The organism is Stenotrophomonas sp. YJH_SMC_25, assembly GCF_059369595.1.
This window is the reverse complement of record NZ_JCAFSV010000003.1, coordinates 246405-258196: the sequence shown is the minus strand read 5'-3', so window position 1 is coordinate 258196 and position 11792 is coordinate 246405. Positions and strand designations below refer to the sequence as shown.

General features: G+C 64.3%; 10 protein-coding genes. 4 read left to right on the top strand and 6 right to left on the bottom strand.

Features of this window, described 5'->3' with window-relative positions; all coding sequences use genetic code 11:
• Positions 1 to 19: 19 nt before the first annotated feature.
• The 4 genes from AC5P7E_RS06000 to AC5P7E_RS05985 all read right to left on the bottom strand — a co-directional run bounded on the left by AC5P7E_RS06000 (position 20) and on the right by AC5P7E_RS05985 (position 4152).
• Positions 20 to 382, bottom strand: a complete 363-nt coding sequence (locus tag AC5P7E_RS06000; protein WP_062605580.1) for a hypothetical protein — start codon at positions 380 to 382, stop codon at positions 20 to 22.
• A gap of 24 nt (positions 383 to 406) precedes the next feature.
• The gene (locus AC5P7E_RS05995) at positions 407 to 787 is read right to left on the bottom strand and encodes a hypothetical protein (protein WP_114618241.1); all 381 of its coding nucleotides are present in this window, start codon (positions 785 to 787) and stop codon (positions 407 to 409) included.
• A 66-nt stretch (positions 788 to 853) separates the two neighbouring features.
• Positions 854 to 3382: an RHS repeat domain-containing protein gene (locus AC5P7E_RS05990; protein ID WP_114618242.1), complete on the bottom strand. Its 2529-nt coding sequence runs from the start codon at positions 3380 to 3382 to the stop codon at positions 854 to 856.
• Positions 3383 to 3699: 317 nt separating this feature from the next.
• A complete protein-coding gene (locus AC5P7E_RS05985) occupies positions 3700 to 4152 on the bottom strand; it encodes a PA2169 family four-helix-bundle protein (RefSeq protein ID WP_005411167.1) in 453 nt (150 codons plus the stop codon).
• 554 nt (positions 4153 to 4706) lie between these two features.
• Here AC5P7E_RS05985 and AC5P7E_RS05980 point away from each other — a divergent pair.
• Together AC5P7E_RS05980 and AC5P7E_RS05975 are read left to right on the top strand one after the other, a co-directional pair.
• On the top strand, positions 4707 to 7541 hold the full coding sequence (locus tag AC5P7E_RS05980; RefSeq protein WP_329761631.1) for a TonB-dependent receptor: 2835 nt from the start codon (positions 4707 to 4709) through the stop codon (positions 7539 to 7541).
• A 260-nt stretch (positions 7542 to 7801) separates the two neighbouring features.
• Positions 7802 to 8830, top strand: coding sequence for a hypothetical protein (locus tag AC5P7E_RS05975; RefSeq protein ID WP_100443411.1), 1029 nt, complete (start codon positions 7802 to 7804; stop codon positions 8828 to 8830).
• Between the two features lie 27 nt (positions 8831 to 8857).
• Here the strand turns inward: AC5P7E_RS05975 and AC5P7E_RS05970 are convergent, their stop codons facing one another.
• Positions 8858 to 9751 carry a DMT family transporter gene (locus AC5P7E_RS05970; RefSeq protein ID WP_114618244.1) on the bottom strand — a complete coding sequence of 298 codons (894 nt, stop codon included), beginning with the start codon at positions 9749 to 9751 and terminating at the stop codon, positions 8858 to 8860.
• Positions 9752 to 9815: 64 nt separating this feature from the next.
• On the opposite strand from AC5P7E_RS05970, the gene AC5P7E_RS05965 reads away from it, so the two are divergent.
• Both AC5P7E_RS05965 and AC5P7E_RS05960 read left to right on the top strand, forming a co-directional pair.
• Positions 9816 to 10619 (top strand): AraC family transcriptional regulator, encoded by an 804-nt coding sequence (locus AC5P7E_RS05965; protein ID WP_005411172.1) that lies wholly within the window; start codon positions 9816 to 9818, stop codon positions 10617 to 10619.
• Positions 10620 to 10704: 85 nt separating this feature from the next.
• Positions 10705 to 11346 (top strand): glutathione S-transferase family protein, encoded by a 642-nt coding sequence (locus tag AC5P7E_RS05960; RefSeq protein WP_005411173.1) that lies wholly within the window; start codon positions 10705 to 10707, stop codon positions 11344 to 11346.
• Between the two features lie 23 nt (positions 11347 to 11369).
• Here the strand turns inward: AC5P7E_RS05960 and AC5P7E_RS05955 are convergent, their stop codons facing one another.
• A complete protein-coding gene (locus tag AC5P7E_RS05955) occupies positions 11370 to 11777 on the bottom strand; it encodes a hypothetical protein (RefSeq protein WP_114618245.1) in 408 nt (135 codons plus the stop codon).
• Positions 11778 to 11792: the final 15 nt, after the last annotated feature.

Genomic DNA, 11792 nt, shown 5'->3' with positions numbered 1-11792 from the left:
TGGATCCATCCGTGGAGCGTTACGCGTGGATGAAGATCGACTGGAGCCGGGTCGCCCAGCCATTGCACCCGGTGGAGTTGAATGCCTCGAGCCGGACATTCTTCCCCGATGTCAGCGCTGCCAACGCCGCCGCGTAGGCTTCCTTGGCTCCCGGCCGGGACATGTCGATTGCAAAGGTATCGGTATTGCAGAAAGCCGTACTCGAAACTTGCACGTACACAATTCCCGCCGGGCCGTCCATGTACGGCCGCAGCGACAGAATCGTCATCTGATCGCTGGTTGGCTCCGCCTTCAGTGGTGCAGACAGGCACAAGGCCAACGTCAAGGCCAACCCCGCTCCCAACCTCCTGCGGAAGCCCGGCGTCGCGTCACTCATCATCATGTAGTTCCCCTGTGGATTCAGACATCAGGCCTCAGGCATCGTCACGGCCCTCAGCTGCATTGCCCCGGAGGTGCAGCCGTCGACACGCAATCCGACACGCAGCTTGATCTGCCAGGCGATGAGCAGCATCGAGACCATCTCCCTCTGCATTGGATGATCATTGAGGAGAATGAAGCGATTGCCACCCCCACAATCCGAGCCCGCTGGAAGCACACCTTGCGTCACCAGGTAGAACCCTTCCCCGCCCCAGCCAGTTGCGACGGATACGATCCGATGGCCTTCCAGATTGTAAGGCTCAGCATTTGCCGTTGAGGCCAGGCCAGTTCCCAGCACTGCCACCACCGCCAGCAGGACCTTGCCGCCGATGGCGCCACGCGGGCGCGATACAGCACGTACTCCATCCATGTTCTTCCTTCCCCTGTCATGAACAACCGGTTGACGGTGCACTGCGCCCCGTGCGGTCCGCTACGCTCAGCCCAGCAGCAGCTGGTACAGCAGGGGCACGATGTCACCCTGCGGACGCTGGACATGCGAGACATCGGACACCGGCGTGCAGCTCCCCGTGGCGCCACAGGCAAGCACGCGATACGCATAGCTGGTGGCAGGGCGTGCGGCAGACGTCCAGTTCGCGGCGTTGCCTTCGTAGACCGTGGTCCAGGTCACCCCGTCCACGCTTTCCTCGACGACGTAGCGGACGGCAGAGGCCACAGGCGACCACCCAACGAAGTCCTTCGCGGCCGGCGAACGCCGCATCGGCACCGCTGCCTTGGCGACCAGGCTTCCGCCCAGGGTGATGTAATCGGTCCGTTTGTCCTCGCGCTCGCTCGCCTGGTAGCGGAGGACGCCGGCGTGGTCGTACATCGAGGTGATCCGTCCGAACGATGAATCTGTCTGTGTGCGGCGACCGTGAGCGTCGTAACGGTAGCTCTCGGAACCTGCCGCCGCACGCAGCCGGTTGCCGAAGTCGAAGGCGAACGGCTGCCCGTTCTTCGCCCGCAGATTGCCCTGCGCATCGTAGGCCAGGCCGACCACGGTTGACCCTCCGCAACCGTTGACCTTGACGTTGGTCAAGCGCCATGCGTTGTCATAGCAGTAGTGATGGTCACGGTCGAGAATCGTCACCCGCGTGAGGTTGTCCAACGCGTCATAGCTGTAGCTCGCCGAGCCGAACATGGGCGAGGAAGCCGAAACGAGCCGATCCAGCGCGTCATAGCCCAGATTGCGGTTGCCACGCTGGTTGCGGCCCGTGGCACCGTCAGTAATTGCCATCACATTGCCGACCGCATCGTAGTCGTAGCCGTCGCTGAGGATCCGGGTTGCGCCAAGCGTGTCCTGGCTTTCATCCGGCAACTGGCGCGCGTTCTGCACCATCGAGTGGACAATGCCGTTGCCATAGGTGAACTGACGAATCGCCCCGTTGGGGTAATAGACCACGCCAGCGGCGTAGGAGCCCGCCTGCCCGGCCTGTCCCAGCGCGTTGGGCGCATACGCGACCACGTTGCCGGAGGGATAGCGATGCGCGGACAGGTTGCCCAGTGCGTCGTAGGCATACCCCATCGCCAGCGCTTCGCCATCGATGGGGCTCTGCACCTCACCGATGAGCAGCCCGCGACGGTTGTACGCATAGCTGTTATGCGTCTCCACCCCGGCGTTCAACGTGGTGACCTGCTTGACCAGGCCATCGGGCCAGTAGCTCCAGCGCTGGTTGCCATTGCCGTCGGGGAACTGCAGTGATGCGAGCCGGTTGCGTCCGTCATAGGAACGCACCACTCGGCGCCCGCTTGCCGCGGCAATGTCCTGGTTGCAGTTGCCTGCATCGGACAGGTCCAACCCCTGCGCGCTTCCCACCGGGTTCGATGCGGCGTCGTAGTCAATTACGGTGGCGCCGGTTTCCGGTTCGATCGTCTTGCACAACCGCTGCGCCGCATCGTAGACATAGCGCCGGGTCGACGTCACCGAGCCATTGCTGGCCCTGCGGGTGATCGACGTCGGCTTGCCGAAGACGTCCCGCAGGATATCCAGCACGGCTCCCTCTGCCAGTTCGATACGTACCGGCCAGTCAAGCTTCGCGGCATCTGCACCGGTGTAGGTCACGACGGTCGGGATACCCCTGGCATTGGTCGTGCGCACGCGCCGCCCCGGCAGGTACTCGGTTGTGCTGACCAGCGCGCCAATCTCGGAATCCTGGCTGACCTGGACCACCCGCCCAAGTGCGTCGTACGTCGTACGGACGCCAGTTCCGGCGTCCTGGACCGTACCGACCCCCGCGACAGGATAGGACTGGAAGGTGACCCGCCCCTCCGTGTCATAGGCGGTCACCGAGGCCCGCTGCGTGCCGGCTTCATTGCCCGCGTCGTACTCGCGCACCAGCAATGGGCGCCACAGCGCATCGTAGTAGGTGACCTTGCGCGCATTGCCGGTGCTGACCGTCTGCCGCCAGTGACCGGCAGGAATGCCGTACTCGGCGCCGCCCACCTGGGCAAACTGTGTCGTGGTGGACGCCCAGTCCACCGTATCGCCGTCGGGGTAGTCGACCAGCGACATGCGCCCCATCGCGTCGTAGTCGTAACGCGTGGTGTTGCCCCGGCCATCGGTGATCCAGCGTATCCAGCCATTGTCATCCACGCCGGCAGACTGGGTCGAACCATCCGCATACTGGATGTTCCCGGGGATGCCGCGCTTCCAGCCGGACAGGCTCACCGTATTGCCACGCCCGTCCACCACGGCGCGAACGGTACCGTCGCTGTTGTAGTGAATGGTCTGCTGGAGCTGGCCGAAGGCATGGATCCGCTGGGGCTTCGCGGTGGCCGGGTCATAATCCACCTGGGACTCGGTCCGGCCCGTGTCCTGGTTGACCGACGTCCGGACCTGGCCAAGCACCCACTTCGACAGATCATCGTGATAGGTGATGACGTTGGTCTTGCTGTAGGACTGCGCCCCCGCACTTCCCACAACCGTGCCCAGCAACATCATCGCGGAAAGTGCATTGACTCGACGCATAGTCAGTGGGCCTGTTCGCAATGGATGGCGATGGGACAACCAGGATCAGGCAACGGAAAGACCGGCGAAGCGCACATCACAGCAAACCGCGCACACGCACAAAACCGGACGCGACTGCATCCGGTTGGCGATTGACGTTGATGCTGGACGAAGCCCCCTTCGTCATGCCGCGCCTGTTCCCTGGACTCGGCCAAGTATAACCATGGAAACGGGGCCGGACGCCCGGTCCTTCGCAGCCCTGCCGGGCTGCGAAGGTTCCCGGGCCATGACGCGCCTCCGGGGCTCGACGGCCGCGATCGGCCGCCCGGCGCGGGACGTCAGGCAGCCTTCATGGCGTGCTTGCGTGCCCGCATGACGTTGTGGCACTCCTGCACATCCGGCAGCAGCTGGGTCACTTCCTGGCGCACCGCGGGCGGCAGATCGTTGTCCTGCAGCACATCCTTGAACGCGCCCAGCAGGCGGTCTTCGGATTCTTCCAGTTCGGCCACGTAGCCGTAGTTGGTATCACCAAACGCGGCGCGCACCTTGCCGTAGAACTGCTGCATCGAACCGACCATGGTGCCGTGCTCGGCCGGCTTGCCGCCGCTGGCGGCGACCGAACCACTCAGCGCCGCGACGATCCGCGCCTTCACCCCGGCGATACGGGTGAACAGTGCCGACAGTTCGGCATCCTTTACCTTCGTTGCGGCTTCCTCATAGAAGGACTTGCCATCACGCGCGATCTCGATCAGGTCGTTGAGGCGATGTTCGATGGTGGACTGGGTGCTCATGGCGTCGCTCCTGTGTGCTCGAAAGTCAGTGGAGAATGGCAGCGCGTCGGCACTGCCTTCGACCTCACTATCATCGTCCTCGTGTGCCGGCCGGGTGAGTACGAATTGATGTACACATCACCATGCGGAACACGTGCTGACTTCTTCATTGCCGGCATCATTGAATGTTCACGGAAAACAAGCATGCGATGCCTGCCTCACCATGGCGCGATGACGATGATCACACTGATCAGCAGCGCAATCGCCAGAATCACCAGCAGCACATGCCATTGCTTCCAGCTGGGTTTCGGCTTGCCAGGCGTATTCATCGGCGGCCTCCTGTGTATGCCGGGAAAGGAGCTGCCAGACTGAAGCGAAACGACATTGCACAACGTCGACGCGACGTGCACTCCCCGTGCAGGACAGCGGCCAAGGGCGCGCGAAGATAACGCGTCCATAACGCAGTTCAAATGTGAGCGGGATGTTAGGTTCCTCTCGATTCCGGGTAACGGAATGCAGACCGGTCGTAGCGCCGCGCGCATTGCGACCACACAACGGATTTGGAGAGAGAAACAATGCACTACAAATACACTCTGCTTTCGGCAGGGATCGGCGCCGTGTTGGCTGCCGTTTTCTCGCCGGCTGCCAATGCACAGGACGACGCTGCGAAGTCTCCGAAGAACCTGGACCGCATCCAGGTGACGGGATCGGCGATACGCAGCGTGGATGTGGAAACCCAGCAGCCGGTGCTTGCCATCTCGCGCAAGATGATCGAGCAGCAGGGCTTCACCACCATCGCCGACGTCCTGCAGAACCTCACGTCGGCCGGCGCACCAGCGCTCTCACGTTCGCGCACGCTGTCGTCCGGCGAAGACGTCGGCGGCAGCTACGCAAACATCCGCAACCTCGGCGCCACCCGCACCCTGGTGCTGGTGAACGGCAAGCGCCTGGGCGCCAGCACCAGCGGCCTGCAGGACCTGAGCCAGATTCCGATGAGCGCGGTCGAGCGCATCGACGTGCTCAAGGATGGCGCCTCGGTGCTCTACGGATCCGACGCCATCGCCGGTGTCATCAACATCATTACCCGCAAGAGCGTCGAGGGGCTGGAGCTTTCGGCGCAGCATGGCCAGTTCAGCCAGGGCGACGGCAAGGACAGCACGTTCTCGCTCGTTACCGGCGCGCGCGGCGAGCGAAGTGGCTACACCTTGGCCCTGGAATACCAGAAGGCCGACCCGGTGTTCGCCCGCGACCGCTGGTTCTCCAAGCATGGTGGTTCGGGGCCGGGTTATCCGCGCGCGGGCTGGAGCGACCTCAGCCAGAACGGTTCCTGGTGTGACCCGGCGCTTTACGACTGTGCCACCGGAAATTCCGTGTTCAAGACACTCAATCGTGGTGGCGACCCGAAGAACCCGAACGATTACCATCCGATCACGCCGGCCGAGTATTCCAACGGCAACGAGCAGATGCATGTGCAGACCGGCATCGAGCGCCGGTCGCTGTTCCTCAGCTCCGACTATGCACTGAGTGACCAGATCACCTTCACCACCGATATCGGCTACAACGAGCGCATCTCGGACCAGCAGATTGCCGGCTACCCCTACGAATCGACCAAGTTCGGGACGCCGCTGGCCGGCAACAGTGCGTTCAATCCGGTCGGCCATGACATCGCCTTCAACCGCCGCCTGTGGGAGCTTCCGCGCACGACCGAAAGCAAGCTGAAGTCGCTGCGCGTGGCACCGACGCTGTCGGGCTACTTCGAACTGGCCAGCAAAACGTTCGACTGGGAGGTGGGCGCGCTGTTCAACCGCAACGAGGTGACCAAGACCGGCCGTGGTGACATGAGCCTGATCGCCTCGCGCCAAGCGCTGGGACAGTCCTTTGTTGATGGCAACGGTGTAGCACGCTGCGGCAGCGCAGGTGCACCGATCGCCGGCTGCCTGGCCTGGAATCCGCTGCTGCCGTACGGCGTTGCTGGCGCCGGCTCGCTTGCCGACCCGGAACTGCAGCGCTTCCTGTTCCCCACGTTCACCGATACCGGCATCACCAAGACCCGAAGCTACTTCGCCAACATCTCCGGCCCGGTGCTGGAACTGCCGGCGGGCGAGCTCTCGGTGGCGATGGGCTACCAGTACCGCAAGGAAGATGGACGCTACGTTCCCGACGCCTTTGCCCAGTCGCGCCAGAGCACTGCACTGGGGGCACAGACCACTGCAGGCGGTTACAGCCTCAATGAAGTCTTCGCCGAAGTGAATGTGCCGGTGCTGCGTGACCTTCCGTTCGCCAAGGAGCTGACCGTCAACGTTGCGGCACGCTATTCCGACTACAGCAACTTCGGCAGCACCACCAACACCAAGGCCAGCTTCGCCTGGCGCCCGGTCGAGGAGCTGATGGTGCGCGGCACCTTCGCCGAGGGCTTCCGTGCTCCCAGCATCTCCGACCTGTATGGCGGCCTGGGCACCAGCTTCGAAACCTACGTGGACCCCTGCGGCATCGGCGCCACCAACAGCGTCAACGGCAACGCGGCCTGCAACGCCGCCGGTGTTCCGCGTGGCTACGAGCAGCTGGCCCAGGGCCTGAAGCCCTGCACCAGCTACCCGTGCGCCACCCCGAACGAGTTCACCACGGGCTCGAACCCGAACCTGCGCCCGGAAGAGTCCAAGAGCAAGACCGTCGGTGTGGTCTGGAGCCCGCGCTGGGTCAACGGTCTGGACATCAACCTGGACTGGTACAGCTACAAGATCACCAACATGATCATCGAGGACAACGTCGATCGCATCCTCCGTGACTGCTACGTGCTGGGCAATGCCTCGCGCTGCGGCAGCGTCAAGCGCGCCGCTGATGGCCACATCACCAGCATGTTCTACGGCCTGACCAACCTCGGCGCGATGAAGACCGAGGGCTGGGACCTGGGCATCCGTTACCGCCTGCCGGAATACGCGTTCGGTCGCTTCACCCTTGACCTGCAGAACAGCTACGTCTCCAAGTACGACGAGGAGAAGCAGAACTCGGCCGGTGACACCATCATGGACGGTCGTATTGGACGCCCGGGGGTGTTCCGCCTGCGGTCCAATCTCGGCGTCAACTGGCAGCTGGGCAACCTCTCGGCCCAGTACACGGTGCGCTACTACTCCGGGATGATGGAAGGCTGCATGCCAAACCGGCCCTGCACCGCGCCCGAACGCATCGCCAACGGCGAACCGGATGCCGTACGCAGGGTCGGCTCGAACGCGTTCCACGACATCCAGGTCAGCTACAGGCTGCCCTGGGATGGCACCGTGGCAGTGGGCTCGAACAATGTGTTCGACCATCGCGGCCCGATCATGTTCTCCAAGCCGGAGAGTTCCTTCCCCTACTACGGCGGCTTCGACATCGGCCGCACGGTGTACGTGAAGTACTCGCAGCGCTTCTGACCGTAGCGTCCGTGCACGTGGCCGGCGGAAGGGGAGTTCCGCCGGCCACGCCGCACACAACCTCCACCCAATCTCCACGCTACTTCGACCCAATCTCCAACATCCGCGGCAACACTGGCGCAACGGCAGCAGATGGAGCAGGCAAGCGAGGAGCGCCCGCGTGGCATCCACCTCGCCCGACCTCTCCGGATTCACCACTGAATGCGATGGACCACCCCCTCCCCGCTGCGGGGATGAGGCTGGTCCAAGGGAAGCAAGCGATGACAACGGCAGTACACAGTGGCTTGACCGATCTGGTCATGGATGCGCAGCGCTACCTGCGCCGGATCCTGCCCGGCCTGGCCTCGGTGGTCGGCCCCGTGGCTGCGGCACGCTTCATCCCGCAGACCATGGCCTCGCGCTATCACATCGCCGAGCTGACCCTCTATGGTGAAACGCCGGCGATGCTGGCAGTTCCACGCGTCCCGGGCGAATCCAGCAGCCGCGTCATCCAGGATGTGAAAGTGCTGCGCTCAGCGGCAAAGGCCATGGTGCTGTATGTCTCGCCGTACCTCACCCCCACCCAGCGCAGGTTCCTGGTCGAGAACCATATCGACTTCGTGGTACCGCACAACCAGCTGTACGCCCCCAGCCTGGCGATCGAGTTCCGCGATGCGCCCGACCACGAGAAGAAGGCGATTTCGCTGCTGCCTTCGGCGCAGGCCGTGCTCATCCACGTACTCCTGTCCGGCCAGGCACGCTGGTGGTCACCGCGTGAGGTCAGCCGTGCTGCCGGATACACCTCGATGACCGCGTCGAGGCTCTCCGCTGAACTGGTCGGTCGCGGACTGGCCGAACGCTCCACCGGCGGACGCGAACGCTTCCTGAGACTCGCCGGCAGCCGCGGCGAGGTCTGGGCGAGAGCGCAGCCGTTCCTGCGCTCCCCCGTGCTGAAGGAAGTGGAGGTCTGCTGGGAACAGGTCGCCGACGTTCTGGCCCGACATGCTCAATCCGCCCCCCAGGCAGGGACGGAAGCAATGCTTGCGGTGCCGTCGAAAGACCACGGCATCACGCGCGCCCTGTACATCGATGCCTGGCGGAAGCTGGGGGCACTGCCTGCAGCCGGCCCCGACTGCACGCGCAGTGGAACGTTGCAGATATGGTCGTATCCGCCTGCCTTCACCGGTAGCGGTGACCGCGTGGACCCGCTGTCGCTGTACCTGAGCCTGCAGGGCAAGCGCGGCTACGACGCCGACGCGCTGGAGCAGGAGGTGGAGCAGGCGCTGTGCGGGACGACACGCCACGGCTGAGGTCCGCGCGGGTCCGGCCCGACCGCGTCAGGACGCTTCGCCCCCACTCGCCATCGTCGCGCGCTTCGCTGCGTACTCGGCGAAGACCACACCGGATACCGCCAGCACGCCCCCTGCCAGTACCCAGCCACTGAGCGATTCACCCAGCAGCAGCACGGCCAGTGCGGCGGTCACGATCGGCACCAGGTTGAAGAAGCCGGAGACACGCGCTGCGCCCAACCGTGACAATCCGGTCATCCAGGTCAGTGGGGCCAGGATCGACGCGCATACTGCCGCAAACCCGATGCAGCCGACCGCGGTGAGATTGTTCACCCCGGTACCGACCAGCAGCTGCGCCGGCAACAGGATCAGCGACGCGGCGGTGGCCTGCAGGAACAACGATTCCAGCACCGTCAGCGGGATCTTCCAGCGCTGCATCAGCACGTTGTAGGCGGCAAAGGCCAACGCACCGATCAGCATGATCGCATCACCGCGGTTCACGCCCTGAGCGGCCAATCGTGCCAGGTCGCCCTGCGAGACCACCGCCGCCACCCCGACGGTGGAAATCACCGCACCGGCAATGGAGGTACCGCGCACCGGATGGCCCATGAACACGCGTGACAACGCCAATGCGAGCAATGGAATCAATGCCTGGATCACGCCCATGTTGGTGGCCGAGGTGAAGTGCGCCGCATAGTACGCAAGGCACTGGTACATCACCCCGCCCAGGCACCCCAGCAGCAGGAAGCGGCCAAGGTTGGCACGCACGGTCTGCAGGTTGTTGCGCAGCCGCGGCAGCGCGAAGGGCAACAGGATAATGGCCGCCACCAGCCAGCGGAAGAAACCAATATCGATGGGACCGACCGCGCCCGAGGCCAGCTTGGTCACGATGGTATTCGCGCCCCACAGCAGGCAGGCAAGGATTGGGAAGAGGTAGTTCAAGAGCGTGGGTGTACGTGGGGGAATAGCCAGCGTACGCTTGGCGCATATCAAGGACATCCTGAAAATGCGTCACTCCGACCCCGGGTTGCGGCAACCGATGGAGCCCATCCCCACCTTCCGCCAGCTGCCCGGTCCGGTCTACTTCCGGCAGGGTGCGATGGAGCCCACCGACTGGGGCACGCACAGCCATCCTTGGGGCCAGTTCAACTTCGTCGCGCAGGGCGTGATGGAAATGAAGATCGACGGTGAGTGGATGGTGTCCCCGCCCCACTACGCGATCTGGATTCCGCCCGGAATGGCGCACTATTCGCGCAACCGCTCGCAGCTGGCCTATCGCTCTGCCTACCTGTCACCGGCCTTGTCGCGCCGGCTGCCCGATCAATGCCGCGCACTGGAAGTCAGCCCGCTGCTGCGCGAACTGCTGCACGAGCTGGCGCGACAGGGCGTGACCGATCCCCGGACGCCCGCCCAACGGCGCATGGCCGCCGTGGTGATCGACCAGATCGTCAATGCCGCCGTACTGCCCAGTTTCCTGCCGATCGCCAGCAGCGAAGCACTGAAGCAGGTGATGGCCTATATGGAAAAGCACCTCTCGGCGGCCGAATCGGTCGCCGAGATCGCGCAGCGGCATCATATGAGCGTGCGCAAGCTGGAGCGCCTGGCACGCAGCGAACTGGGCATGTCACTCGGTGACTGGCGTGGACGCGTGAAGTTCGTTCGCGCCACCGACGCACTGTGCACTCGCAAGCCGATCAGCCGGATCGCCGAGGAGCTTGGCTACTCCGGCGTCAGTGCTTTCGCCGAGATGTTCAAGCGGCACGCGCAGTGCACACCGGATCAGTACCGGAAGCTGCATCGGGCGGGCTGAGGGGCGCGCCTGGCGTTGTCGATTTCCCGCCCTGTCGTTCGTCGGAACAGAAGAGACAGGCCTTCCCGCCTGCAGGAGCGCCGCGATGTCCCCCATCCTCACCGCCTTTGCCACCTCCCCCGACCGCGGCCAGGGCCTGGCCCGTGACATGCGCGTGCGCTGGGCGCTGGAGGAACTGGGCGTGCCCTATGACGTGCAGCTGCTGACCTTCGCCGAAATGAAGCAACCTGCCCACCTGGCGCGGAATCCCTTCGGACAGATTCCCACCTGGCAGGAGGGCGACCAGGTCCTGTTCGAATCCGGCGCGATCGTCCTGCACCTGGCCGAACAGCATGCCGGCCTGCTCCCCGTCGGTCCGGATGCGCGAATGCGCGCAGTCATGTGGGTGTTCGCCGCGTTGAATACGGTGGAGCCACCCATCGTCGAGCGCTCGATGGCCTGGGTGCTGGAGCGCGAACAGCCCTGGTATGCACAGCGATTGGTGATGCTGGACGAGCGCGTGCGGATGCGTCTCTCACAACTGTCCGCGTGGTTGGGCGCGGCGGCGTGGCTGGACGGCGGGTTCAGCGTGGGCGACCTGATGATGGTCTCGGTGCTGCTGCGCCTGAAGAGCAGCGGCCTGCTCGACGAGTACCCGCTGCTGGTGGCCTATGTGGCACGGGCGACGCAGCGTCCCGCCTATCAGCGCGCGTTTGCTGCGCAGTTGGCGGTATTCCAGAACGGGTAGTTCCACGCCATGGGTGGAAACACTCAGCGCAAGCTGCGCCGGCAGGCGGCCTGCACCAGCATCAGCTGCGCTACCAGGATCAGCATCGCGCCGCCTGACAGCAGCCACGGGTCGATGTACCACTGCGCGTTGAAACTGAAATCACCGGCGGAAATGCGCTTCCAGCCATTGAAGTGCTGCATCGCTGCAACCACGAACGCGAAGCCGCCCGCTGTGTACGACAACCAGGGCACGATGAGGCTCCCCGGCCACGCGAACAATGTCAGCACGCCCAGCACACCGATGACAGTGCGTTGTACGCGGCAGTATGGGCAGACATAGGCCATCCCGCTCCACTCCACCGCCCAGGCCAACAGGCTGACCAGCACGGCCACGCCTGCGGCTGTGTACAGGACTTTCGGCGTGATCGTCATGCCACCCTCGTGTGCCATCCGGTGCTCCTTGGT